17 protein-coding genes, 1 tRNA gene and 2 pseudogenes are annotated in these 24,138 nt (G+C 67.3%); 8 read left to right on the forward strand and 12 right to left on the reverse strand.

Features of this window, described 5'->3' with window-relative positions:
* Positions 1–23 precede the first annotated feature (23 nt).
* Entirely contained in the window at positions 24–1,556 is a 1,533-nt protein-coding gene (locus IPK27_23450) for an aldehyde dehydrogenase family protein (protein MBK8070459.1), read from the forward strand.
* A 110-nt stretch (positions 1,557–1,666) separates the two neighbouring features.
* On the opposite strand, the gene IPK27_23455 is transcribed toward IPK27_23450, so the two are convergent.
* The gene (locus tag IPK27_23455) at positions 1,667–2,824 is read right to left on the reverse strand and encodes a hypothetical protein (GenBank protein MBK8070460.1); all 1,158 of its coding nucleotides are present in this window, start codon (positions 2,822–2,824) and stop codon (positions 1,667–1,669) included.
* Complete coding sequence (locus tag IPK27_23460; GenBank protein MBK8070461.1) at positions 2,821–3,495, reverse strand: helix-turn-helix transcriptional regulator; 675 nt, start codon at positions 3,493–3,495, stop codon at positions 2,821–2,823. The genes IPK27_23455 and IPK27_23460 overlap by 4 nt, the downstream gene beginning before the upstream one ends.
* A gap of 151 nt (positions 3,496–3,646) precedes the next feature.
* Here IPK27_23460 and IPK27_23465 point away from each other — a divergent pair, with 151 nt between their 5' ends.
* A complete protein-coding gene (locus IPK27_23465) occupies positions 3,647–4,405 on the forward strand; it encodes a class I SAM-dependent methyltransferase (GenBank protein MBK8070462.1) in 759 nt (252 codons plus the stop codon).
* A 317-nt stretch (positions 4,406–4,722) separates the two neighbouring features.
* Here IPK27_23465 and IPK27_23470 read toward each other — a convergent pair whose 3' ends face one another.
* Positions 4,723–5,145, reverse strand: a complete 423-nt coding sequence (locus IPK27_23470; protein ID MBK8070463.1) for a DUF1801 domain-containing protein — start codon at positions 5,143–5,145, stop codon at positions 4,723–4,725.
* 212 nt (positions 5,146–5,357) lie between these two features.
* Here IPK27_23470 and IPK27_23475 point away from each other — a divergent pair.
* Positions 5,358–5,444, forward strand: a tRNA-Leu gene (locus tag IPK27_23475).
* Positions 5,445–5,455: 11 nt separating this feature from the next.
* On the opposite strand, the pseudogene IPK27_23480 reads toward IPK27_23475, so the two are convergent.
* Positions 5,456–5,629 (reverse strand): annotated as a pseudogene (locus IPK27_23480) (DUF4172 domain-containing protein).
* A gap of 325 nt (positions 5,630–5,954) precedes the next feature.
* On the opposite strand from IPK27_23480, the gene IPK27_23485 reads away from it, so the two are divergent.
* Positions 5,955–6,932 carry a hypothetical protein gene (locus IPK27_23485; protein ID MBK8070464.1) on the forward strand — a complete coding sequence of 326 codons (978 nt, stop codon included), beginning with the start codon at positions 5,955–5,957 and terminating at the stop codon, positions 6,930–6,932.
* Between the two features lie 1,163 nt (positions 6,933–8,095).
* Here IPK27_23485 and IPK27_23490 read toward each other — a convergent pair.
* The 3 genes from IPK27_23490 to IPK27_23500 all read right to left on the reverse strand — a co-directional run bounded on the left by IPK27_23490 (position 8,096) and on the right by IPK27_23500 (position 17,988).
* Positions 8,096–13,375, reverse strand: coding sequence for an Ig-like domain repeat protein (locus tag IPK27_23490; GenBank protein MBK8070465.1), 5,280 nt, complete (start codon positions 13,373–13,375; stop codon positions 8,096–8,098).
* Between the two features lie 2,076 nt (positions 13,376–15,451).
* Positions 15,452–16,822: a LamG domain-containing protein gene (locus IPK27_23495; GenBank protein ID MBK8070466.1), complete on the reverse strand. Its 1,371-nt coding sequence runs from the start codon at positions 16,820–16,822 to the stop codon at positions 15,452–15,454.
* Positions 16,819–17,988, reverse strand: coding sequence for a hypothetical protein (locus tag IPK27_23500; GenBank protein ID MBK8070467.1), 1,170 nt, complete (start codon positions 17,986–17,988; stop codon positions 16,819–16,821). Before IPK27_23500 ends, IPK27_23495 begins: the two co-directional genes overlap by 4 nt.
* A 332-nt stretch (positions 17,989–18,320) precedes the next feature.
* Here IPK27_23500 and IPK27_23505 point away from each other — a divergent pair, with 332 nt between their 5' ends.
* A complete protein-coding gene (locus tag IPK27_23505) occupies positions 18,321–19,082 on the forward strand; it encodes a helix-turn-helix transcriptional regulator (protein ID MBK8070468.1) in 762 nt (253 codons plus the stop codon).
* Positions 19,083–19,207: 125 nt separating this feature from the next.
* On the opposite strand, the gene IPK27_23510 is transcribed toward IPK27_23505, so the two are convergent.
* Entirely contained in the window at positions 19,208–20,326 is a 1,119-nt protein-coding gene (locus IPK27_23510) for a Fic family protein (GenBank protein ID MBK8070469.1), read from the reverse strand.
* 156 nt (positions 20,327–20,482) lie between these two features.
* Positions 20,483–21,034, reverse strand: a complete 552-nt coding sequence (locus IPK27_23515; GenBank protein ID MBK8070470.1) for a DUF1579 domain-containing protein — start codon at positions 21,032–21,034, stop codon at positions 20,483–20,485.
* A 133-nt stretch (positions 21,035–21,167) separates the two neighbouring features.
* Here IPK27_23515 and IPK27_23520 point away from each other — a divergent pair, with 133 nt between their 5' ends.
* Together IPK27_23520 and IPK27_23525 are read left to right on the forward strand one after the other, a co-directional pair.
* The gene (locus tag IPK27_23520) at positions 21,168–21,548 is read left to right on the forward strand and encodes a LysR family transcriptional regulator (GenBank protein MBK8070471.1); all 381 of its coding nucleotides are present in this window, start codon (positions 21,168–21,170) and stop codon (positions 21,546–21,548) included.
* Positions 21,536–22,069 (forward strand): substrate-binding domain-containing protein, encoded by a 534-nt coding sequence (locus IPK27_23525; protein MBK8070472.1) that lies wholly within the window; start codon positions 21,536–21,538, stop codon positions 22,067–22,069. Before IPK27_23520 ends, IPK27_23525 begins: the two co-directional genes overlap by 13 nt.
* A 161-nt stretch (positions 22,070–22,230) precedes the next feature.
* On the opposite strand, the gene IPK27_23530 is transcribed toward IPK27_23525, so the two are convergent.
* The 3 genes and pseudogenes from IPK27_23530 to IPK27_23540 all read right to left on the reverse strand — a co-directional run bounded on the left by IPK27_23530 (position 22,231) and on the right by IPK27_23540 (position 23,508).
* Complete coding sequence (locus IPK27_23530; GenBank protein ID MBK8070473.1) at positions 22,231–22,812, reverse strand: nucleotidyltransferase domain-containing protein; 582 nt, start codon at positions 22,810–22,812, stop codon at positions 22,231–22,233.
* 72 nt (positions 22,813–22,884) lie between these two features.
* Positions 22,885–23,224, reverse strand: a pseudogene (locus tag IPK27_23535) (HigA family addiction module antidote protein).
* A gap of 11 nt (positions 23,225–23,235) precedes the next feature.
* Positions 23,236–23,508 (reverse strand): type II toxin-antitoxin system RelE/ParE family toxin, encoded by a 273-nt coding sequence (locus IPK27_23540; GenBank protein MBK8070474.1) that lies wholly within the window; start codon positions 23,506–23,508, stop codon positions 23,236–23,238.
* On the opposite strand from IPK27_23540, the gene IPK27_23545 reads away from it, so the two are divergent.
* The gene (locus IPK27_23545) at positions 23,441–23,704 is read left to right on the forward strand and encodes a hypothetical protein (protein ID MBK8070475.1); all 264 of its coding nucleotides are present in this window, start codon (positions 23,441–23,443) and stop codon (positions 23,702–23,704) included. The two genes, IPK27_23540 and IPK27_23545, sit on opposite strands and share 68 nt — an antisense overlap.
* The last annotated feature ends 434 nt before the right edge of the window (positions 23,705–24,138 follow it).

Here is a 24,138-nt window from a genome sequence, read left to right on the forward strand (position 1 = left end):
CTGCACCACGCAGGAGCCCCACCATGTCCCACGCAGTCCTCTCCGCGCTCGGCCTGTCGGCCGACAACAGCGGCACCTACCTCGGCAACGGCGAATGGTCGACGACCACCGATGCCGGCACGCTGACCTCGGTCAACCCGGCCACCGGCGAGGTGATCGCGCGTACTTACGCGTCCAGCCGTGCCGACTACGACACGATCATGGCGCGCGCGGAAGCCGCGTTCAAAATCTGGCGCACCACGCCGGCGCCGCGTCGCGGCGAGGCGATCCGCCTGTGCGGCGAGGCACTGCGCAAGCACAAGGACGCGCTCGGCTCGCTGGTCACGCTGGAGATGGGCAAGATCAAGCCGGAAGGCGACGGTGAAGTGCAGGAGATGATCGACATCGCCGACTTCGCGGTCGGCCTGTCGCGCCAGCTGTACGGCAACAGCATGCACTCGGAGCGCCCGGGCCACCGGATGTACGAGCAGTGGCATCCGCTCGGCATCGTCGGCGTGATCAGCGCCTTCAACTTCCCGGTCGCGGTGTGGAGCTGGAACGCCTTCCTCGCCGCGGTGTGCGGCGACATCACCATCTGGAAGCCCTCGCCGAAGACCCCGCTGTGCGCGATCGCCTCGATGAAGATCTGCAATGAGGCGCTGCGCGCGGCCGGCTTCCCGGACATCTTCTTCCTGTTCAACGACAGCGGCATCGAGCTGAGCCAGGCTTTCGTCGACGACCACCGCATCCCGCTGATGAGCTTCACCGGCTCCACCGCGGTCGGCCGCACTGTCGGCGAGCGCGTCGCCCGCCGCATGGGCCGCAGCTTGCTGGAACTCGGCGGCAACAACGCGATCATCGTCGATGCGTCGGCCGACCTGAAACTGGCGATCCCGGCGATCGTGTTCGGCGCGGTCGGCACCGCCGGCCAGCGCTGCACCACCACGCGCCGGCTGATCGTGCACCGCTCGCTGGTTGCCGACCTGACCGCCTCGCTGGTCAAGGCCTACAAGCAGGTCGAATCGCGCATCGGCAACCCGCTGGAGGCCGGCACGCTGATGGGCCCGCTGATCGACCAGGCCTCGGTGGCGCGCTACCTGAAGGCGATCGAATCGGCCAAGGCGGCCGGCGGCAGCGTGCTGACCGGTGGCGCGGTGGTCGAACGCAGCGGCAACTACGTGCTGCCGACGATCATCTCCGGCGTGTCGCCGGACTGCGACGCGGTGCAGACGGAAACCTTTGCGCCGATCCTCTACGTGATGCCCTTCGACACCCTGGACGAGGCCATCGCAATCCAGAACGGCGTGCCGCAGGGCCTGTCGTCGTCGATCTTCACCACCGATCTGCGCCATGCCGAGCGTTTCCTGTCCGCGGCCGGCTCCGACTGCGGTATCGCCAACGTCAACATCGGCACCTCCGGCGCCGAGATCGGCGGCGCCTTCGGTGGCGAGAAGGAAACCGGCGGCGGCCGCGAGTCCGGTTCGGATTCGTGGAAGATCTACATGCGGCGCCAGACCAACACGATCAACTACTCCGACGCGCTGCCGCTGGCGCAGGGGATCAAGTTCGATCTGTGATGGGCGGTTGCAGGTGATCGCTGCTGGAGCCGAGCAAGCTCGAGCTTGCTCCGCTGCTTCCGCGAGTTCGGAGCCGAGCAAGCTCGGCGTCGGGGTCACGGCAGCCGGCGTCACCGGAGATTCGCCATCCGCTCGCGGTAAACGCGCTCATCGCCAAGGTAGATGGTCTCGTCCAGCGCCGCGCGCATGCGCGCGAGCGCGGCGTCGCGGCCGGCCGCGTCGCCCTCGCACTCGGCGATCCGGACGCGTACCCAGTCGATCTCGAAGGAATGTACCAACCCGGCCTCTGCGCGCAGCAGCCACTCGCGCGCGATGGCCGGATCGTGGTCCAGCTCGATGCTGAGCAGTGCTGCCATCGCCGCGAGCGACTGGCGCAGCCCGTCCGGGATCTGCTGCCAGCCGGCCAGCGCGGGTTCCAGGATCTGCCGCATCCTCCGGTAGTCGCCACGATCACCTGCGACTGTCGCGTGGATCAGCTGCGCCGCCAATTTCTCCATGCCCTGGGCGCGGTCGATGTCGAGCGCGGCCAGGTCTTCCGGGTCAAACTCGCGCGGGCGCAAGCCATCGAGGCTGGCGCGGGCGATCCGCAGCGCGCGCTGACGCAGTTCCAGCGCTTGCCTGTCGGTGTACGCGCGGATCAGTTGCAACCCATCGGTCTGGAAGCCACCGCTGCGGAAGGGCAACAGATTGACCACTCCGAACAGCAGCCCCATCGCGGCAAGCACCGCGGCAAGCACTTTCAATGGCCACCAGGGCAGCAGCGGGAGCATCAGCCACGCGAGGCCTGCCAGCGCCAGGTTGGCAAAGGGCCCACCGAGCAACATCGCCGCGAAGGCACGGCGGAATCCCGGTCCGTCCGGCAATACCGACTGCGCCAGCCCGCCGATCCCCTTGAGCGAGCGCACGCGCGTAAAGCGGAAGCCGCGTGGCACCCGCTCCCAGCGCCACGGCCCGATGATCACCCGCAGGATCTTGCCGCCCATCCACTGACCGACCAGCGCATGGCCGAGTTCGTGCACCAACACCTGGGCAAACATTGCGAACAGCGCTGCGGGCGCCGCAATCAGCGCCACCAGCGCGGCGTTGGTATCGGGCGGCGCCACCAGCGACCCGCCTTTCAGCAACAGGATCATCGTGGCTGCCCCGGCGGCCGCACCGACCAGCATCTGCAGCAGCAGCGACAGCGATTCGCGCAAATTCATCTTCCGCTGCAATTGGGCCTTCATCGTGGCCGGTTCGATAGGTGGCAGGGCGATGCGTTCGCTCATGGCTTGCTTCCTCCGGGCCGTTTGCGGGTAGGCGCGCTGCCGGGACGGGTGGTTTCGGCGGGCGCGAGTTCGGTGGGGTACGCAGCCAGCGCGATGCCGTGGAACTCGCCGGTTTCGGGCGGCGTGGCAGCGCTGATGCGTTCGTACTCGAGGTAGAGGTCGTGCAGGCGCTGGCACAGCCGGTCGCGATCGGCTGGCGTCAGCTTCAGCACATTGCGATAGGCCAGCAGCGCCCCCGGTTGCGGCGGGCGCAGCGCCAGGTCGATGCGTCCCGCCGCGTGGCTGCGTTCGATGTCCTCGCGTGCGCGGTCGAACACATAGCCGAGGATGGTCTGCAGGGGATCGCCGCCCGGGGGCTCGGCACCGAAACTGGCGCGGTCCAGGCGCAGCCGCTTCGCCACCGCGCGGTAGCGCCGCTCGACGATCCCGGACACCAGGCGCTCGGCAACCACCCGGATCAGTCCGTGCTTTTCCAGCAGCTTGAGGTGGTGGTACAGGCGCGTGGTCGGGCAGTCCATCAGCTGCGCCAGTTCGGTGGCCGTGCGTGGCGCGGACACCAACGCCTGGTAGATGAACTCGCGGGTGGGATCGGCCAGCAGCTTCAGATCCCGCGGCTGGATCGCGCGCTCTTCGAGCAGGTCTTCTTTCGGCTTGGGCGACTTTGCTTTCATGATTCGCGAGACATTCAACAATGATTGAATGTTGAATGATCACTCAAAGCACGACCAGCCTGCCAGAGGTCATGGTTAGCCTGCTCGCAGCGCGAGCACGGGCCACCCGCCCGGCGCATCATGGCGACTCCAATCGAAGCAAGCCGCCGGGATGAACCCAGACCCCACCGCCCGCTTCTCCGACCGCGTAACCGACTATGTGCGTTACCGCCCGGACTACCCGATCGCGGTGGTCGACACCCTGGCCGCGCACTGCGGCTGGAGTGCGCCGGTCGATATCGCTGACCTCGGCTCCGGCACCGGTTTGTCGGCGCTCGGTTTCCTCGACCGCGGCCACCGCGTGTATGGCGTCGAGCCAAATGCGGAGATGCGCGCCGCAGCTGAGTCCCTGCTTGCGGATCGTCCGGGTTTCATCAGCGTCGCCGGCCGCGCCGAAGCCACCACGCTGGCGCCATCGAGCGTCGATCTGGTGATCGCCGCCCAGGCCTTCCACTGGTTCGATGTCGCCGCCGCCGCCAACGAAACCCGCCGCATCCTGCGCCCGGACGGCCATGCCGCGGTGGTGTGGAACCTGCGCCGCACCAGCGGCAGCCCTTTCCTCGATGGCTACGAGGCACTGCTCAGGCAATTCGGCACCGATTACGCCGCGGTGTCCGAGCGCTACGCCGATCCACTCGCGCTGGCGCATTACTTCGGCGGCGTCGGCTACCGCGAATACCGCTTCGATCATGTCCAGTTTTTCGACTACGACGGCCTCAAGGGCCGATTGCTGTCGTCGTCCTACACCCCGCCCCCGGGCCATCCGCGCCACGCGCCGATGATCGAGGCGCTCGAAGGCCTGTACGCCCGAACCGCCGTCGACGGTCGCGTCGCTTTCGAGTACGACACCTGCCTGTATGTCAGCGACTAGTGTGGTGTTCCGTAATTAAGTTGAAGAAATTTCCGATGAATTTTGCGGCGAGGCAAGGCGAGAGGAGGAGTCATAGCAGGGCTATGGCGACGACGAGCAACGCCGCATCGGCGCAAAAGGCGCGGAAATAATTCAAGGTAATTACGGAACACCACACTAATGTCCTGTCCCGCAAGTAGCGCGAAGAAGTTCCGGATGGATTTCGTCGCGAGACAAGGCGGGAGGAGGAGCCATAGTGGTTCTATGGCGACGACGAGCAACGCAGTATCGCGGCGAAAGACGCCGGAACTATTCGATGGTATTTGCGGGACAGGACACTAGACCGGGTAGCGCTGGTCCATCGCTTTCAACGACTCGCGGACCAGTTCGCGCAGCACCTCGCGGTCGACGTCCGCGAGGCGCTTGAGATACAGGCAGGATTTGCCGGTGCGGTGCCGTCCCAGTCGTTCCAGCAGGGCATCTCGCCCGTCGAAACCTGGCATCAGGTAGATCGTCAGGTCCTGCTTGCGCGGCGAAAATCCCAGCCGCGGCCACTGCAGCGCGCTTCCCTTGGCGTAAGCGGAGGTGTAGCGCCCGTAGCCGACGATCGCATCGCCCCACATCTCCGGCGCGTAGCCGCTCAATGCCTGCATCTCGTCGAGCAGTTCCAGTGCGTCCGCCCGCCGCTTCGCATCGGTCAGTCCCGCCAGGAACAACCGCGGATCCGCATCCGTCGGCCGCGTCTTGGGTTCACCCGCCATGGCACCTCTCCTGTCGTACCCGGTGGCGATAATGCCTCCACCGCGCGCGACAGACGCGCACCGGAGGACAGGTTCAACGCAGTGACGCGGAGGAACGCTGGCAGGCACAAGTCGTGGGGGACCTCGTGGTGTGGGTCCTTTGCGTGTCATGTTGAACAAGGCCCCCAAGCTTCTACGACGCCCCCAGCTCGGGTATGCTCCGCCGTCCACTCGCCGGAGTGGCGGAATCGGTAGACGCAGCGGACTCAAAATCCGCCGCCCTTAAAAGCGTGTGGGTTCGAGTCCCACCTCCGGCACCAGAGTGGCTTCTGACCATGCCCTCAACGTGCCGATCCACGGGCGCGAGGGCTCCGATGGCCACACCAAGGCGTGGTGCGTTGGACCAGCGCACCGACACCACGTTCAACACTTCGCCTTCGATCGTGCTGGTCTCGACCACGTCCTCGGTCAAGGCAAGCAGGCTGGCCTGATCGCGCAGTGCCATGCACGCATAGCCAATCGGCCAAGCAGCAACCCTTGGGACTGGCTGGCTTCGGCCTGAGGGCCAGTCAGTGCGATCGACCGCTTCCGGGACGCCCCAGGTCTGCGCGCACGGACCACGTCATGCAGCGGTGCTCGTTGCGAAGTCACTGGCCGATGTCAGCCACGCGAACGCCATCGAGCACATCGTGTTGCACAGGGTCGCGATACCGCGGGCGCGTTGGCGGCCGCCCTCGAACCCTGAACGCGGGCCAGCATGCGCTTGCAAGCATCGCTGCGGGCCGCAAGCATCCGATGTCGCTCACGTTCCTCGCCAACCGGAACCAACCATGGGCAGTGCCTCATTCCTGATCGTCGGCGACGACTGGCGCACCGCGATGTACCGCTTCCAGAGCATGGAATACGCGGACCCCCTGAGCCCGTTCATCGTGCCCGCGGACCGGCTCGCGCCCGCGCAGGCCCGCTACGCCAGCGACCTCAGCACGCGCATGCGCCTGGGCAATGGACGCGAGGTCGGCACGGCCGATGAAATCACCTCCGAAGAGATCGCGCAATACGGCGCGCAGGTCGAGTTCTTCAAGCGGCCGACCCGCGAGCTGATGCCATTCCACGAATGGGCGCGCCGCCTGTACGGCGTTGCCCTGCTCGAGGCAGGCGATACGCCGGACCTTGCCGGTCGGCACCGCAACGGCTGGTTCCGCCTGAACGCCGTCGGCGAATGCATCGAGCTGATCGAACGCGTCATCCCGGACGGGTTCTTTTTCCATTTTCGCGGCACTTGTCCGCGGTTCCTGCTCAAACCGGGCGCGACCGGCTGGGACGTCTCCGCCTCCGGAGAGCGCAGCGCCGTGCACGCCGGCCACGCAGGCAGCGCACGGCTCGCCGACATCGACCTCGAAGGCATGCGCCAGGCCAGGCGCGCCGGCTTCGAAGCGTCCTGGGACGCGGTGCACGCAGTCGCCGCCGGCGCGAGCTGGGAGCCCTTCGTCGAGATCCGCAAACGCTACCCGCCACAGACCGATCGCTACGACGAGAGCATCGAACACGCCGCCGTTCGCGAATGGTTCGCGCAAGCGACCTTGCAGAAGCTCTGGGAAGCCCGCTGCGCCAGCGATTTCACCCACGCGGCCCTGGACCGGATGCTGCTGTCGAGGACGGACTACGTGCAGCACTGCGCACGCGACTTGGCCTTCGGTCCCACCGAAGTCGTCGAGGACGGCCGCCTGTACCAGCTGGAAGACGAGCAGGCCTTCCTCGCGAGGCAAGACAGCAACACCTTGCTGACGCAGGTGGCGGTGAAGTGTTGAGGTGGGCTCTCACCGAAAATGTCGCAAAGCATTGATTCTTGGATGGAAAGATCGCGGCTGAAGCCGCTCCCACAGGAGCGCCGCGGGCTCTTGTGGGAGCGGGCTCCGCCCGCGAGCTGTTTGCAGCCGGGTGTTGGATGCGCGAACAAGCGCACCGGCAGGGGCGACCGGGACTCTCACCGAACATGTCGCAAGGCATTGATTCTTTGATGGAAAGATCGCGGCTGAAGCCGCTCCCACAGGAGCGCCGCGGGCTCTTGTGGGAGCGGGCTCCGCCCGCGAGCTGTTTGCAGCCGGGTGTTGGATGCGCGACCAAGCGCACCGGCAGGGGCGACCGGGACTCTCAGCGAACATGTCGCAATGCATTGATTCGGCTATGGAAAGATCGCGGCTGAAGCCGCTCCCACAGGAGCGCCGCGGGCTCTTGTGGGAGCGGGCTCCGCCCGCGAGCTGTTTGCAGCCGGGTGTTGGATGCGCGACCAAGCGCACCGGCAGGGGCGCCCGGGACTCTCACCGAAAATGTCGCAAAGCATTGATTCTTGGATGGAAAGATCGCGGCTGAAGCCGCTCCCACAGGAGCGCCGCGGGCTCTTGTGGGAGCGGGCTCCGCCCGCGAGCTGTTTGCAGCCGGGTGTTGGATGCGCGACCAAGCGCACCGGCAGGGGCGACCGGGACTCTCACCGAACATGTCGCAAGGCATTGATTCTTTGATGGAAAGATCGCGGCTGAAGCCGCTCCCACAGGAGCGCCGCGGGCTCTTGTGGGAGCGGGCTCCGCCCGCGAGCTGTTTGCAGCCGGGTGTTGGATGCGCGAACAAGCGCACCGGCAGGGGCGACCGGGACTCTCACCGAACATGTCGCAATGCATTGATTCGGCTATGGAAAGATCGCGGCTGAAGCCGCTCCCACAGGAGGGCCGCGGGCTCTTGTGGGAGCGGGCTCCGCCCGCGAGCTTTTTGCAGCCGGGTGTTGGATGCGCTTATCCGCGCATCAAAATTCTTCGCGACCCGCAGCCACTTTCTTGTCCGGAAGGGACGCAATGGAAGCCAAGGGGCGGCCGGGACTCTCGCATGAGCCGGAGAACGAACGGCTGTTCGCCTTGCGAGTCGCTGACCAGGTGCGGCGGACGGGCGTCATCGCAGCCATGACGCCCGCCCGCTTCGTTCACTGCTCGAACCCCGAACCGAACAGCGCGTCGGGCAATACCTGCACCTGCACGCTGGCGCTCGACGGCAGGAAGTGGGAGTCGCCGCTGTAGCTGACGGCGAAATCGCGCGCCCCTGCGGTTTGCGGCACAAGGTCGCAATGGTTGGCCGGAAGGACGATCGCGCAATTCTCGGCGCCCACCGCCGCCTGGACGGTGATCGTGCCGCCGGCCGTGCCGGCACCCGGGGCGAGCACGTCGATCGCCACCGGGAAGCGCAAGGGCTCGAACTGACGCGGCGGCTCGGCCGGGAACTGGGGCCAGAACGGCGCCCCTGCCACCGTCGCGGTGCCGGCGCGATCGATCTGGTGCGCGCTGCTGGCGCTGCTGGCGAGGTGGTTGGCATCGCCGGCAAAGTTGGCGTCGAGCGGTACTGAGCCTATACCCGTCGGGATCAGGTTGCAGTTGCCGCTGGCACCCGCCACCTGGCAGGACGCGCCGGCACCGTCGCTGACCACCACCGGCCCGGCCGGGGTGCCGACACCGCTGGACAGCAGCACGCTGACGTTGACCGGCTGGCCGGCCACGCTCGGATCGGGGGTGTGGGCTAGGATCGCGAGCGTACTCGCCACAGCCAGGACCTGGTGCGGCTCGCTGTCGCTGCTGGCGAGGAAGTTGCCGTTGCCCGGGTACTGCGCGCTCAAGGTGAGCGCCCCGCCCTGCGCCGGCGTCAGCGCGCAACTGCCACTGCCGGCGCTGAGCGCCGCGCTGCAGCTGGTCCCCAGCCCGTCGCCGATGGTCACGCTGCCGGTGGGTGTGCCGCTGGCGCTGGACACGCTGACGCTCACCGTGACTGCCTCGCCGAAGCTGGAAGGATCCGGCGTATCGGCAGTGATCGTGGTGCTGCTCGCCGCCAGGCCGATGCTGTGCGCCGCGCTGGCGCTGGCTGCGGCGTGGCTGCTGTTGCCGGCGTAGCTGGCCTCGATGGTGGTCGGCCCGGGGCTGGTGCCGGTCAATTGACACGCGCCGCTGCCGTTGGCGAGCACGGCGACGCAATTGCCGGCGCCGGCGGCGCTGACCGCGACGCTGCCGGTGGCCGGCGTGCCCGGATCCGCGCTGGCCACGCTGACCTGGACTTCGAAGGCCTGGCCGACTGTGGACGGGTCCGGGTCGTCGCTGTCGATGCTCAACGTGGTCGCGATGAGCAGGGACCGGACCGCGCTGAACTCCGAGGTGTTGCCGTCCTCGTCGGTGGCGGTCGCGCTGAGCCACTCGTCCGCTGCGATCCCTGAGAGACTGGTGGAGACGTTCGCGTGACCGCTGCCGTCGGTGCTGACCGCCAGTTCGCCGAGGAACCGGGCGCCCTCGCCATGGCCGCTGGCGTCGGCCTCGTCGCTGGCGAAGAACTCGATCACGAAGTCGGCGTTGGCGGTGCTTTCGAGGTGTCCGGTGACCACGACGGCGCTGCCGGTGTACAGCGCCGATTCGAGCACCGGGAAGTTCTGCAGGCCGTTGGCGCCGGTGTCGGCGTCGCCGGTGTCGTTCGCGGTGACGCCGTCCGCAACCGCGCCGGCGGCCACCAGGTCGATGCCCAGCCCGCCATTGCCGTCCAGGCGGTTGCGGCGCAGGTGCACCCCGTGGGCGTCGCTGGCGACCAGGACGCCGGCGCCCGCGTTGCCGCCCACGTGGTTGCCGTCGAGGTTCACGTCTTCCGGCACCCCGCTGACGACGACCCCGGCACCGGCGTTGTCCCGGATCTGGTTGCCGCGGGCGGTCAGGCCATCGGTCGCCGCGCCGGAGACGACCATGCCATGCGCCAAATTGCAGGCGATCAGGTTGCCCTCGACCCCACCCGGATCGTCCACGTCGGCGCCGACCAGCAGTTCGACCGAGTCGGCGATGATCCCGGCGGTGGCGTTGCCGATGCCGCAGGCGCCGCTGCTGTCCGGGCCGATCCAGTTGCCCGCGATCGCGCCGCCGATGCCGGTGACGTGGACCCCGCCGCCGTCGTTGCCGCTGATCAGGTTGCGCTCGGCGACATCGCCGACGCCGTCGCCGTCGGTCCCCACCAGCACGCCCACGGGGCTGCCGGAGATGCGCACGCCGGCGCCGCCGTTGCCGAGGTCGACGCTGCCATTGGCGCCGGTGCCGATGAAGTTGCAGGCAAGCCGGACGTCGCTCCCGCTGATGTCGACCCCGTCGCCCGGGAAGGAGTGGATCGCGAGACCGCGGACGATGGTGTCCGCGGCACCGATCGCCAGCCCGTCCTCGGCGCCCGAGAGAGCGCTGCCGTCGAGGACCACCTTCAGCGTCGGCGGCCAGCTCGTGCAGTCGGCGCCCGGCTGGGTCGTGCCATCGATCTCGACCGCGTCGGTGATCGCGGGCAGCGCGCTGCCGAGGTGGATGGTGAAGATCGGACCCACGCCCGTGACCGCGGACAGGGCCTTGTCGAGTTCGTTGGCGATCGGAAGCGGGTCGGGGATGGCGAAGACGATGCGATCGCGGGTCAGCGGCTCGCCGGGGAGGTAGGGTTGGCCCCACCCGCAGTCATCGACGAACCAACCCGGCGCGTTCGCGCGTCGGATGGCCTCTCGCAAGGTGCAGACGCCGTCGTTGGCGATGGCGTCGCCGGTGCCGGTGACGACGAGGGTGCGCTGCACGAGGGGGTCGTCGTTGAGGATGGTCCCGGTGGCCGTGGCGTCGCCCAGGACGGCGTTGGTCAGGTCGAACGACTGCAGAACGACGCTGAAGGTCTCGTCGAGCTCGTACAAGGGGTCGCCCTTGAGAATGACGTAGGCTGTGCCCGTGGTCTGACCGACAGCGAAGCTCACGGTCCCGTCGCGAGTGTTGTAGTCCTCGTTGAGCACCGCCGTCCCGTCGGCCGTCTCGAAGATGACCTCGACCGGAAGCACCGGCGGCTCGCTCAAGGTGACGGTAAAGAGCATGTTGCTCACGCCGCTATCGCCCTCGAGGATCTGTGCATCGGCAATCGATACCACCGGCAGCGGGCCGATCGCGGTCGACTCCGTGGCGCTCTCGTCGCCGGGCCAGGCCTCGACGTCGGCCGAGCTGACGCTGGCGGCCAGTTGCACTGAGGGGTTGACGCCGGCGTCCGCGGGCGCGGTCAGCGCGAGGGTCACGGTCGGCGCCGCGCCGACGGCCAGCGTCGCGCGCAGGCAGGTCACCGTGCCGGCGCTCTCCGAACACGGCCAGCCGCTGCCGGTGGCGCTCACGAAGCTGGTGCCGGCGGGCACCGACGCGCTCAGCACGACGTCGGTGGCGGCGCTCGGCCCGGCGTTGGTCACGGCCAGGGTGTAGCCGAGCGACCTGCCTTCCAGTACCGGGTCGGCCACATCGGCCACGGTCAGCGACAGGTCGACCGCGTCGCAGGCATCGCCGAGGCCGTCGCCGTCGCTGTCCTGCTGATCCGCATCCGGCAGGCCCGGACAGACGTCGCAGACATTGCCTACGCCGTCGGCGCTCGGCGGCGACGCCGCCAGGGCGGCGATCTCGTAGCCGGCCAGGGCCCTGCGGACCACGGTGATGCCGTCGATGGTTCCGGTCAATCGGGCCCCGATCCGGACGTTGGCCGTGTTCGAGGTCGACCCCGACAGCGTATTGGCGATCGTGTTGGTGAGGACTCCGTCGACGTAGGCCCGCAGATTGTCGCCATCGCCCACGAAGGCGAGGTGGTGCCATTGGTTGTCATTGATCGGAACCGAGCTCAGCAGCGTGATCGTGGTCGTCCCGTCGCCCTGCCGCAGCTCGACTTCGCCGGACCGCGCATGCGTCTGGTTGCGGACGAAGACACTGTAGGGAAAGACGCTGCCGCTCAGCTTGTCGAGGATGGGGTTCGCGTTCGAACTGGCGTCCACCTGGTTCGCAGGCAACTTCAGCCACATCGCCAGCGTCATCTCGTCGTGGGTGTCGAAGTCGAGATCGGGATGGTGAGGCACCACCACCGAGTCCCCGGAACCGTCGAAGGAGAGGGCGCCATCGGCCTGGCCGCTGACCCAGGCGGCCCCGGTCACGGTGCCGTCATGACCGCCCAAGGAATCGGTTGCCACCGCGCCCGCGCCGTCGTTGAAGCCCCAATGGGCGACGCTGCCCGCCGGCCGATCGAGGTCGGCATTGCTGGGGTCGGGGATCAGCGGACAGGTGTCGATCTCGTCCGGGATGCCGTCGCCGTCGGCGTCGGTGAGGGTCGTGAACGACCAGATCGGGCAGTTCAGCGCCGCCCCGAAGGCGTTCGCCGGCACCACCCGCCAGTAATGGATGGTGCCCTGCTGGAGATCCGGCATCGGGTCGAAGCTGGTTGCAGTACCCATCGCGGCGCCGTTGACGAGATTGCTCGGAGGCAGCAGCCCGCCGCCATCGGTGCCGAGGGACAGGCTGGCGCCGGTCGCCCCGCCGGGCAGGCTCCAGTTCAGGGTTGCCGCGACCGCCACATTGGTTGCGCCGTTCGCCGGCGAGACGAACGTGGCGCAGGGCAGCAGGCTGAAGCTCGCGCTTACCGTGCAGGCGGCGGTGATCGCCCCGGTGGTGTAGGTGCTGCCGGCCAGGCTGCCGCCGCAGCCGGTGACGGAGGCGATCTGGTAGCCGGGGGACGCGGTCACGGTGAACGCGATGGTCGCGCTGTGGTCCACCGACTGCGGCGTTGATGGCGACAGGCTGCCGTTGCTGCCGGCGCTCGGCGTGACCTGGTGCTGCACGTCGAGCACGGTGACGGTCAGGGCCGCATCGAAGCTCGCGCCGGCGGCGTCCGTGGTGCGGACCGTGATCGCATGGCTGGAGGCGGTCTCGTAGTCCAGCAGCGCCGCGGTGCGCAACTGGTTGCCCGCGCTGATCTGGAAGCGGTTGCCCGGGTTGCTGACGAAAGTGTAGGTGTGGGTGTCGCCCAGGTTGGGGTCGATGGTCGACAAGGTGCCCACCAGGGAGCCGATCGCCGCGGACTCGGGGACGGACGAGGGAGAGAGCTGGACGCCGGTCGGAGCGCAGTTCTGCCGCTCGGCGGCGCCGAGATCGACCTGCCCGCAAGCCACCCGGGCGAAGCCGGCGCCGCGGGTGTCGACGTTGATGGGCGCAGACGCGATGCTGCCGTCGCCGTTGACGTCGAGTCCGAGACTTGTCTCGGTCGGCAGGAAGGTCCCGTTGCCACCGTCCACGGCGGCGCCGTCAGCCAGCGGGTAGTAGTAGACGCCGTTGGCCGCCTGGGTCAGGGCGCCGAGCGGTGCCGACGCCGCGCCGCTGTTGCTGAAACCGCAACTGCTGTCGCTGGCGTAGTTGTTGGACTCGGTCACGGTGGCGCCAGAGATCCCGCAGGCAGGGGCCGCTGCCGGCGGAATGGTCGACGATGGTGTTGCGGAAGATCAGCGTGGGTAGGTTGTCCGCGGCATTGAGCGGGGTGAAACCGGTGTGGCCGGAGAAAGTGGTGTTGATGAAGGAGGTGGCGAGCCCGAAGGTGTCGTCGCTGTAGTAGGCGAAGTCGCCGTTGCCGGAGAAGGTGGTGTTGACGATCTGGTTGGATCCGGTGGTCACTTTCGTCCACAGCGCGCTGCCGACGTTGCCTGCCGAGTTGCCCACGAAGGAGCTGTTGACCAGGGTGTAGGGGCTCTCGGTGTAGACCGCCCCGCCGCCAGAGGCCTTGTTGCCGACGAAGTGGCTGCCGAGCACCTCGAGGGCGCCGGAGGCGACCAGGACGGCACCGCCGTTGTTGGCGAGGCTGGGGGTGGTGTCCTGGTAGGCGCAGCCGTTGCGCAGGGTGACGCCCTCGAGCGTGAGGCGGCCACCGTCCACCTCGAGGAGGCGGAAGCGCTGGCGGTTGTTCCCTGCGGCGCACGCCAACAGGCTGCTGCTGCGCTGGATCGTGCCATTGCGCAGGGTGACGTTGCCGGAGCCGGCGATCCGCGGCAGGCCGTTGTAGCCGTGGCCGTCGTAGAGCATCGGAGCGTCGGGCAGGGTGACGGTCTGCCCCGCCAGGTCGATGATCCCCACGGCGCCGGCGCGGTTACTGCAATCGAGTACAAAGCGCAGGTCGGTTACCAGGTCAGGCGGGGAAAAGATTGAGGTGCCCAGGACGTAGGGCGAGTCGTAGGCCCCGCAGGGGGTCGGATCGGTCACCTCGACCGCGCCGACGGTGCAGACGTCGCCGGCGACCAAGGGGCGGGCATTGGCCAACTGATCGGTGCTGTTGCCGTTGCACGCCAGGGTGACGCCGTTGATGTCGAGGGTGGTGCCGTTCGGGATGCGGATCGCCGGCGACGGTGCGTGCGGGCGATGGACCTGCTGCCCGGGTCCACTGCCGGACAGGAATGCCAGAGGGATCAAGAAATCTTCCAGGTCTGCAGAACTGGTGGCGCTGAAGCCGCAGGTTGGGCCGTCGGAAAGATTGTAGCCGTGGTCGACGAACTGTCCTCCACTCGAACTCGTACAGTTGCTGCCGACAGCATCCTCTCCGGTCACCAGGAGGTTTCCAGCCAGGTGCATCGTGGCAGCGTTCTGGACCCGCAGGCCAACGTATGCGTCATCGGGAAACGGGCCGTCTTGGTTGTCGGCGAAGGTGGAATGGACCACGGTCGCCGTTGCTCCACTGTCGGCGACGATCGGACTTCGCGCATTCCCGCTGAAGGTGCTGTTGGTCACCGTCAACACGCCCTGTTCCACTTCAACGATGCCGAAGTTCGTGCCTGCACTGTTGCCGACGAACGAGCTTCCCGAGATGGTGGTGGTTGCCCCGAGGCTGTAGATCACGCCGCGCGCGGTTCCCGAGTTCGACTCGAAGGTGCTGTCCGAAATGATCAGGGTTCCGCGGTTGTCGATGACCCCACCGGTTCCCGAGTTGTTGTGGTTGGTGAAAGTCGATCCGGTGATGGTGACGGTACCGAGATTGTTGTAGATCGCCCCGCCAATCGTCGACACATTGGATTGCACGACGCCGTCCGAGATCGTCACCGATCCGCCCTCGTTCTGGATGGCTGCGCCGCCGCCAAGGTCGGCCGCGTATCCGTTCCGGAGGTCCACCCCACGCAGTTCGAGGGAGCGTCCAGACTGCTGGATGCGGAAGATGCGGCGATTGCCTGCACCGCTGAAGACGACACCGGCGGTAGCGCTGGCGTCGAGAATGGTGTTCGAGGAGATGGTCACCGTCGCCGGCGGCGTGATGGTGCCGGCGCAGGCGAAGGTGATCGTCCCGCCGACCGGTGCGGCGCCGTAGACCGCGTTGAACCCGGCCCAGGTACAGGTGCTCACGGTGCCGCTGGCGGCCAGTGCGGGTGGCGAGGCCAAGCCGAGCCACAGGACGGCGACGAAGGCGAGTGGGACGGGGCGGGCGAGGTGGGCTCGTGCCATGGGATGTCCTCGGTCGGGATAGCGCTCGTTCATGGCGTCGGGGCCGGGGTCTCGAAACCGTTGCGGAAGATCGGGCACAGGTTGCTGGGGTCGTCGGGACAGGCGTCGCAGAGGTCGCCGATGCCGTCGAGGTCGGCATCGGCCTGACTGGGATTGGGGACCGCCGGGCAGTTGTCGCAGGCCGTGCCGACACCGTCGCGGCCGGGCCCGGACGCGGCCAGTTCGGCGATCTCGAGGTTCGAGAGGGCACGCCGCACCACGGTGATGCCGTCGATGTCGCCGGCCAGCCGGGTCCCGATCTGGACGTTGACCGTGTTCGAGGTCGACCCGCTCAAGGTGTTCGCAAGCGTGTTGCCGAGGGTCCCGTCGACGTAGGCCCGCAGTTCGCCGCCGGCGGCGACGAAGACGACGTGGTGCCATTGGTTGTCGTTGATCGCGACCCCGGTGTGCAGGGTGAGCGAGCCGACGCCGTCGCCACGGAACAGCGAAATCTCGCCCGGCCGCGTATTGGTCTGGTTGCGCAGGTACACGTGGTAGGGGAAGGCGCCGGTGCTGCGCTTGACCAGGATGGCGTTGGTCGGCGCGCTGGTGTCCACCTGGTTCACCGGCAACTTCAGCCACATCGCCAGCGTCATCTCCTCGTGGGTGTCGAAGTCGAGATCGGGATGGTGAGGCACCGCCACCGAGTCGCCGCTGCCGTCGAAGTGGAGGGCGCCGTCCACCGCACCGAGCGCCCAGCTGGCTCCGGTCACGCTGCCGTCGTGACCGCCCACCGAATCGGTCGCCACCGCGCCCGCGCCGTCGTTGAAACCCCAGTGGGCAACGGTCCCCGGAGGCTGGTCGAAATCGGCGTTGGTCGGATCGACGAAGTCGGGGCAGGCGTCCACCGAGTCCTCGACCGAATCACCTTCCTCGTCCCGGGACTCGAAGGCCCCGGAATCGCAACCGTCAGCGACATTGGCGATCTGCGCAAGGTCCAAGGGCCGGGTGAAACCGCGCGCGTCGGCGCTGAGGCCGGAGGCGGCGCAACTGCCGCCGTCGGCGGCCGCGCTGAGGATGGCGACGGGATGGGTCGGCAGGCAGCTTCCGTCTGGAAGCTGCAACACGCAGCCGCGGTGACCGACCGGCAGCAACGAGGGCGGCGCGCCGACCTGGTCGCCGATGGCGGCGAAGCTGCAGTTGCCGGGGGCCGAGACCACGTTGTAGCCCAGGCTGGTTGGAGCAGTGCCCACAAACCCGCAGTCCGCGGGTGTCACTGCCCCTCCGACCTCGACCTGATTGCCTTCCAGGAGGTTGGAGGCAAGCTCGACGCCAGAAGTGAAATCGACCCAGAACCCGCCGCCCTGCGCCACACCCGCACCGGCTCCACCAGCGCCGGCGATCGCCCGGTTGCCGGTCACGGTGGAGTGCTCGAGGCCTGGGGGTAATAGAAGAAGACGGCACCGCCTTGGGCCTTGCCGCCGACTCCGGAGACACTGTTCCCGCCGATGGCCCGGTTGCCCGAGAAGGTGAGGTTGCGCCGCTCGAGACCCTCGTCTCCGTCGAACGTCACGGCTCCGCCCAGGGCATCCCCACCCTTGCCGGTGGTGCCGGCGCCCCCTGGGCCAGATTGTTCAGGAAGGTCGCGTCGCGGAGGGGTCTCGAGGGCCGGGGTCCAGCCTTGATACAGTGCTCCTCCCACCGCATCTCTTCCGAGTCCGGCCACTGGATCGGGCCCGGCGACCGCCTCATTGCCGATGAAGCTCGCGCGCTCGAGGCGGCTCGGCGAGCCGACCGCCTCGAAGTGGACGGCTCCTCCGTAGGCGTTGCCCTCCGCACTGAGCGCCTGATTTTCTTCAAAGACCAGGCCCCTCCAGTCGACGGGGCCGGTGGTATCGATCCAGAGGGCGCCGCCCTCCACCTGCGAGGGAGCCCCCGCACTATTGCGCCGGAAGACGGTTTCGGTCAGCGTCGTGAGGGTGCCCTGCGTGTGCAAGGCACCGCCGTCCGCGTTCAAATCGCCCTGCGCCCGGTTGTCTTCGAAGGTGGAGCCGGTGATCGAGATCGTGGAGGACTCGGCACCGCGGATTGCGCCCCCGAGCGGCGAGGTGGAAACGGCGCTGTTGCCTCGAAAGATGGAATCGACCACCGTCAGCACGCCAGCCGTGCGCACCGCGCCACCCTCGCCCGCGCGCCCCCGCTGCAGCGTCAGCTCACGCAGTTCCAGCGAGGCGCCGGTGGCCACGTCGAACAGCCTCAGGCTGTCGGCGCCGTCGAAGATCACGGCGTTGCCGTTGCCGTCGAGGACGGTGTTCGAGGAAATGGCCACCGTCGCCGGCGGCGTGATGGTGCCGAAGCAGGCGAAGGTGATCGCACCGCCGACCGGGGCCGCGCTGTAGACCGCGTCGAAGGACGCCCAGTCGCAGGTGCTGACGGTGCCGCTGGCGGCCAGAGCTGGCCAGGGCGCCAGCGGAAGGATCAAGATCAGCGCGAGGCTGATGGCGAGGGCCCGACGAGGGATCATGGAGACTTCCTTGGCGATGCAGGCGCGCTCGACCCGGCGGAAAGTGCGGCGAACAGGGCGCATGGGTGCAGTCTCCGTTGACATGAAATCCGGGGATCGGCGCTGACCGGCGATCGGCAAGGGCTACCCGCCCATCGCAATCGGCGCCGCGCCTGCCTTTGCTGGCCATGGCGTCGAAACCCACATCGCCATGTGGTCAAGTTTGCGGAGCGGCGGCTCGGGCTTCCACTGGCAGATCTGCTAGTCCGCATTTCTCACGCCGGTCGCGGGGGCGCAATCCGGGCGCACGGGAGACCCAAGCGGCAGGCCCGGCCAGCAATTGAATCGAATGGCAAATCCGGTGCACCGGGGCGACAATGTTCGCGGCGGGCAAGGGGCCCGACAGGCAGGGAGACATGACCGAGGGTCTGCACAGTGAACTGCAAGCGCTGCTGCTGGCCGAGCCTGGATCCGGCGCCCGCGAGCGACTGATTGCCAGTTGTCGACTGCGGGCGGTCGCGGGCGTCTGTTGCTTCGAATACTCGCCTTGCGACGACAACCCCGGCGACATGCGGCCGCTGTGGGTGGAAGACATTTCAGGGGAACTCGCGGGTTTTGACGTCAACGAGGTTGCGGCTCGCAGCATGAATGAGTCGCCCGCCTGGCTGAAACGCTGGGTGCTGCGACGGCGCCTGCCCTTTCACCTGTGGCGCTTTACCCGATTCGTTCCGTTCTCGGCCGAAGTCATCCTGAGGTCGACCGCACCACCCGGCAGGCGACGCCTGGGGGATCTGATCGTGGTCCCGTACCGCCAGGGCAGCCAGGGTTTCGGGGCCACCATCGGGCTGTTCGAACCCGCCAGCAGGACCGTCGCCGATGAACTGGTGACGCTGGCCACCGCGTGCCTCGCCCGCCAGCCGTGGCGGGACCACGCCGAGCCGCCGCGCACGCTGCTGAGCGATCGGCAACTGGAATGTCTGCGGTGGATCGTGGCCGGCAAGTCACTGGCGGAAACCGCACAGGTCACCGGGATGAGCTATGCCAATGTGCGCTATCACCTCGATCGCGCCAAGGAGCAGACCGGCCTCCCGAGCCTGCCGCAACTGGTGGCGCACGCGGCCGTCGCCTACGGCCTCTCGCCGCTGGGCCCGGCACGAAGCGACGGCGGGCGCGGCTAGCCCGATCCCGGGCACGCCCGAAGCCTATCCTCCAGACTGACGGACAAGAGTCTTCGGACTTCCCGAAGTGGAATTCGCCGCGGCACACCCGGGTCGTCCGCGCCCCCATCGTTCGCCGCCGCGCGTCAGCGACCAGCCAGTTCGTAAGCCGTGCTGCGCCCGCCGCCAGGCGCCCTGGTCAACACACCCAGATCGAGCACCTGGGTGATGTCGCGCAACGCGGTATCCGGCGAGCATTTGGCCAGGGACGCCCACTTGCTGCTGGTGAGCCTGCCTTCGAGCCCATCGAGCGCGCGATTCAGCACCTTCACCTGGCGCTCGTTCAGCGTGATACCCGCCCAGCGTTGCCAGAAGCGGGCCTTGACCAGCACCGCGTCCAGGGTGCCGTGCGCGCTGTTGACGGCACGCTCGAGCGCGCCCAGGAACCATGCCAGCCAGCCGGTGACGTCGAGCGTGGATTTCTGGGTCCGCTCCAGCACGTCGTAGTAGTCCTTGCGCTCGCGCTGGATCTGCGCGGACAGACTGTAGAACCGCTGCGTGCTGCCGTCGGCGCGTGCCAGGAACAGATCGCCGATGGCGCGTGCGATGCGCCCGTTGCCATCGTCGAAGGGATGCAGGGTAACGAACCACAAGTGCGCGAGACCGGCCTTGAGGAGTGCCGGTTGGCCGGAATCGCCGTTGGCCCAGGCGAGGAACTGGTCCATCTCCTTGGGCAGCCGGTGAGCAGGCGGCGCCTCGAAGTGCACCTGGCGCCGCCCGACGGCACCGGAAACCACTTGCATCGGACCGTCTGCGTCGCTGCGCCACTGGCCGACGGCGATCCTGCTCATTCCCGAAAACCCGGTCGGGAACAAGGCCGCATGCCAGCCGCAGAGCCGCTCGACGCTCAACGGCGAAGCGGCGCGGGAGGTGGCGTCGAGCACCATATCGACCACGCCCTCGACGTGCCGATCCACCGGCGCGACCGCTCCGATGTCCACACCAAGGCGACGCGCGATGGACGAACGCACCGACACCACGTTCAACACTTCGCCTTCGATCTCGCTGGTCCTGACCACGTCCTCGGTCAAGGCAAGCAGACTGGCCTGATCGCGCAGCGCCACGCCCACATCGGCCAGTCGACCGAGCAGCAGACCCTGGGCCCTACTGGCTTCGGCCAAGGGGCCGGCCAGCGCCGCCAGGTCGTAGCGCCACGTCGGCCAGTCGCCGTCTTCCCAGATGTAGCGTTGTTCTCCGCTTTCCATGCGGAGATTAGAACCGGCATTCGCCGCAAGGGCAAGGCATTCGACGCACAGGATGCGGAGAATAGGCCGGCTATTCGCCGCATGCGACGCTGGCTGCTGCCCGACTCCGCCACGCTGTCGCGCACGCGCGCCCTCTGTTCGACCAGGAATTGCAGCTCATGCGCCTTGGCCACGCGCAGGCGCCGGTCCGGCAATGTCAGCGATACGACGGAAGTCCATCACCCAGTTGACTTCCCAGCTGGCACCCCCGTCGGTGGAGAACGCCTGCTCCCAGCGCGGTTGCCCCAGTTCCGAGCATCGAGTCCACAAGAAGCGAACTCGTATGGCTTGACCGTTGTGAGTGTCGTCGGCGTAGAAGCAGCCGTTGCCGCCGTCGAAGCAACCGACAACGGGCACATCGAGCCGACCTGGATGACGACCATCCAGCCACCATATCGACCACAAGCCACTCGCCGCGTCGAAGCTTCTGATGGTCAAGGCCCGGTAATCGCCATCGGGCAGGTGGATCACGTTGTCATCCACATTCGCATGGCCTCCGAGCAGCTTTTGCATGGACGAACTACCTTCGAATTGCTCCCATGCCTGGCAGCCGGTCAGTCGTTCCTTGAGCCGGCGGTGCTGAACCTGCCAGATCCCGACAAAGAAATCGAAGTCAGAAGCTGCGCCGGTGCTTGGGATGGTTGGGGTGATGCTTGTTGGGTTTGGCATGTCGGCTGGCTCTCGGGGTGTGCAAAACATGCCGCGCAATATAGGTGGTGAGTCGGCTTTCGCTTCATCCATCCGTGCAAGCCATCATGTCAAAATTGCAATCAACCGACCTCCCGATCCGTGGTACTCCACGATGACCCAAAGCCCCAGATCCTGGGACGACCTGCGCTTCTTCTTGCACATTGGTCGTACTGGATCTCTGACCTCAGCCGCCGACAAACTTGGGGTCAGCCATGCCACGGTGTTTCGTCGCCTGGGATCTCTGGAAGCCGAGCTGGGAGTGCGCTTGTTTGCGCGCAGCCGGGCAGGTTACGCGCTGACGGAGGCGGGAAAAGAGCTACTGCAGGTCGCCGCCGACATGGAAACCGAATTGGCCTCAGCAACACGGCAACTCGGCAAGCGCGCGGCCTGGCCGGGCGGGGTTGTACGGCTGACCACCACTGACACCCTCATGCATGCAGCCCTGGCACCTTGCTCAGCGCCTACCAGCGCCAGGCCAATGTGCAGTTGCTGATCAACACTTCCACGGTGCAGCAGGACATTCTGAAGGGCGAGGCCGATGTGGCCATTCGTGCGGGCGGGCGGCCGGCGGACCCGTTGGTGGCACGGCGACTGTGCCGCATCGAATCCACGGTGTACCGCTCACGCAAGATCGGTGGCGTGACACCGGGCAACCTGGCCGATTTCCCCTGGGTTGCCGGCGACGAGACTTTCGCGCACCTGGATTCCTCCAAGTGGCTGCACCAGCACGGCCTGGACAGCAACGCCGTGTTGCGCACCAACAGCCACATCAATGTGTTGAACCTGGTCAAAGCCGGCGCCGGCCTGGCGGTGCTGCCTTGCTATCTCGGCGACCTGGAGCCGGGTATCTGCCGCGTGATAGCAACGCCGCCCAAGGCGTGGCGCAGCGACCTGTGGCTGCTCACCCGTGTGGAACTTCGCCATGTGCCCCGCATCAGGCAACTGTTTGACGCGGTGTTTGAGGGTACGCGCCCCCTGGTCGCGCTGTTTGAAGGGCATGCGTCGCTGACCTGAGCTACGCGCGGTGTCCATCAATGTATTCAGAGCGCGTCCCGAGCCGAAGCGAGCCTGCGAGACCCTGGTCGTCACCAATCGGAATGAGAGCGGCGAACCGGGCCGGTTTCGGGCGCAAGAAGTCCACCGCTGGCTGGCTGCAAGCCGCTTCCAGCACCCGGTCACGCCCACGCCGCCGCCACCACCTCCACCATCAGGCGATCCAGCGATTCTGCCCGCATTTCGGCACTGCTGCGCAAGCGCGTAGCGGCGTCGGTAGCGTTCAGCAGCTCGCTTTCGAGCCATTCGCGGACGGCGGCTTGCAGCACCACACGCTCGCCCTCGCCTGCCATTGCTTTGGCAGCTTCCAGTTCGGCAATCATGCCGCGCTCGTGGTCGCTGACCCAAGGCGCCGCCAGCAATGCCGTAGGCGGGTGGGAACCCGCGTGGCGGATCCAGCGGCAGGCCAGCAATGGCCGCAGCACGGAGAACAATTTCTTGAGGCGCACGGGATCGGCCCCGAGGTGCTCGGCGTGGACGCCTTGCGCCATGCGCAGGTAGTGGTGATAGGCCGCGGGCGCCTTGAACGCTGCGACCAGCGCCGGCGGTGGCGCAATCGCCACGAGTTCCTCGATGGATTGGGCAAACACGCCGCGCACGTCGGTGTCACTGGCATCGTTGGCGGTGCCGTATGCGCGGCTGCCGGATACGCACTCGAAGACGATGCGGTGACGCTCGGCCCGCAGGAGAGTGTCCAGGATCATATTGCTGATAGATGGTGCCCGCGGGCCGCCCGTCGGGTTCATTCCGGGCGTCGTTCAGATTGGTGGCGATCGTTACGGCGGTAGCGTCGGTAGCTCACCGCGGAGGCCTGCAGACGGGTCAAGCCGCGGTAGCCCATGGCTTGATCTGGGCCGGTTCTTTGGCCAACGTGTCGCCCAGCGGTCGCAGCGTCGTAGGTCGAGTTGCAGCCCTGTCCAGAAGCCTTCGGACATGCCGAAGAAACGCGACAGGCGCAGGCCGGATCCACGGTAACGGCGCGCTGCCCGCGACAATCTCGCCAATGCGTCGCTGCGGCACGATCTCCTTGGCCAGCCGGTACTGGCGGATGCCCATCGGCTCCAGGAACTCGTGCATCAGGATCTCACCGGGATGCGGGTAGGGAATCTTTCGCATGGCAGTCCTCCTCAGTGGTAATCGACGATCTCAACGTCCTTGGGCCCACTCTCCGTCCAGACGAAGCACACGCGCCATTGCCGGTTCACACGGATGCTGTGCTGGCCTTGCCGGTCGCCTTGCAGGGCTTCGAGTCGGTTGTTCGGGGGAATCCGCAGGTCTTCCAGCACGGCAGCGCGATTGAGCATCGCCAGCTTTCGCATCGCCACCGTTTCGATGTTCACGAAACGCCGCGACGACGACGGCATGGACGGGCATCCGTCGAAATCAGCCGGTGCCACCATCCACGACCTGCCCAGGAACTGCCCCTCCAATGTTCTGCCAGATTCGTCCTGGCGCTACTGGGCGTCCTTTGTTGTGGTTGGGGTGTCCGTGTTGTGGTGGTTGACCGGCGCAGTGTCGGACTCGCAACGGTGGGCCAGCCTCGAAAGCCGTTGTGGGCATCGAAACGGCACGCTGGCCCGCCTTTCGCCGCGGTGATGGAGATCGTGAACCCAGGGCAACGGTGCAGACGAGCGTCCTCAGCGAGGGTGCCCCGACCGCGGTAGGCTAGGGCCACTTCCAACGCGTGAGGGGGCATGTGGGTGATGGGGAATAGCGTCTGGTCGAGGGCGTGCGCTTGCGCTCCTGATCGCCGGCATCGGGAACAACGGCCAGCACAAGTAATTTCGGAACCAGCGGCCACCGATATGCGCGGCTGTCTCCGCGACTCTGCGCTAAATAGCCGACCGCTTGAAAAATCTCCTGCCCACCTTTTGGCAGGCGACGTCACGGCGGTACCGCTTGACAATCTCCAGGATCCCCACCGCGCCTGAGCTTCGCCTGCCGCATCACGTTTCCAACTCACTCCGTCTAGATTATCTATTCGACTCCGCAAGCAGTCGAGCGTATGCATTACTTTGATTTCAAAGCCC

It is taken from the genome of Rhodanobacteraceae bacterium, from assembly GCA_016713135.1.
GTDB lineage: Bacteria > Pseudomonadota > Gammaproteobacteria > Xanthomonadales > SZUA-5 > JADKFD01.

What these genes read in the sequence shown, in the direction of transcription:
- IPK27_23500 (MBK8070467.1), bottom strand. Translation starts at nt 17,988, where the DNA reads ATGCGCCCTGTTCGCCGCACTTTCCGCCGGGTCGAGCGCGCCTGCATC.
- IPK27_23510 (MBK8070469.1), bottom strand. Translation starts at nt 20,326, where the DNA reads ATGGAAAGCGGAGAACAACGCTACATCTGGGAAGACGGCGACTGGCCG.
- IPK27_23465 (MBK8070462.1), top strand. Translation starts at nt 3,647, where the DNA reads ATGAACCCAGACCCCACCGCCCGCTTCTCCGACCGCGTAACCGACTAT.
- IPK27_23540 (MBK8070474.1), bottom strand. Translation starts at nt 23,508, where the DNA reads ATGGTGGCACCGGCTGATTTCGACGGATGCCCGTCCATGCCGTCGTCG.
- IPK27_23520 (MBK8070471.1), top strand. Translation starts at nt 21,168, where the DNA reads ATGACCCAAAGCCCCAGATCCTGGGACGACCTGCGCTTCTTCTTGCAC.
- IPK27_23470 (MBK8070463.1), bottom strand. Translation starts at nt 5,145, where the DNA reads ATGGCGGGTGAACCCAAGACGCGGCCGACGGATGCGGATCCGCGGTTG.
- IPK27_23545 (MBK8070475.1), top strand. Translation starts at nt 23,441, where the DNA reads ATGTTCACGAAACGCCGCGACGACGACGGCATGGACGGGCATCCGTCG.
- IPK27_23530 (MBK8070473.1), bottom strand. Translation starts at nt 22,812, where the DNA reads ATGATCCTGGACACTCTCCTGCGGGCCGAGCGTCACCGCATCGTCTTC.
- IPK27_23450 (MBK8070459.1), top strand. Translation starts at nt 24, where the DNA reads ATGTCCCACGCAGTCCTCTCCGCGCTCGGCCTGTCGGCCGACAACAGC.
- IPK27_23455 (MBK8070460.1), bottom strand. Translation starts at nt 2,824, where the DNA reads ATGAGCGAACGCATCGCCCTGCCACCTATCGAACCGGCCACGATGAAG.
- IPK27_23515 (MBK8070470.1), bottom strand. Translation starts at nt 21,034, where the DNA reads ATGCCAAACCCAACAAGCATCACCCCAACCATCCCAAGCACCGGCGCA.
- IPK27_23485 (MBK8070464.1), top strand. Translation starts at nt 5,955, where the DNA reads ATGGGCAGTGCCTCATTCCTGATCGTCGGCGACGACTGGCGCACCGCG.
- IPK27_23505 (MBK8070468.1), top strand. Translation starts at nt 18,321, where the DNA reads ATGACCGAGGGTCTGCACAGTGAACTGCAAGCGCTGCTGCTGGCCGAG.
- IPK27_23460 (MBK8070461.1), bottom strand. Translation starts at nt 3,495, where the DNA reads ATGAAAGCAAAGTCGCCCAAGCCGAAAGAAGACCTGCTCGAAGAGCGC.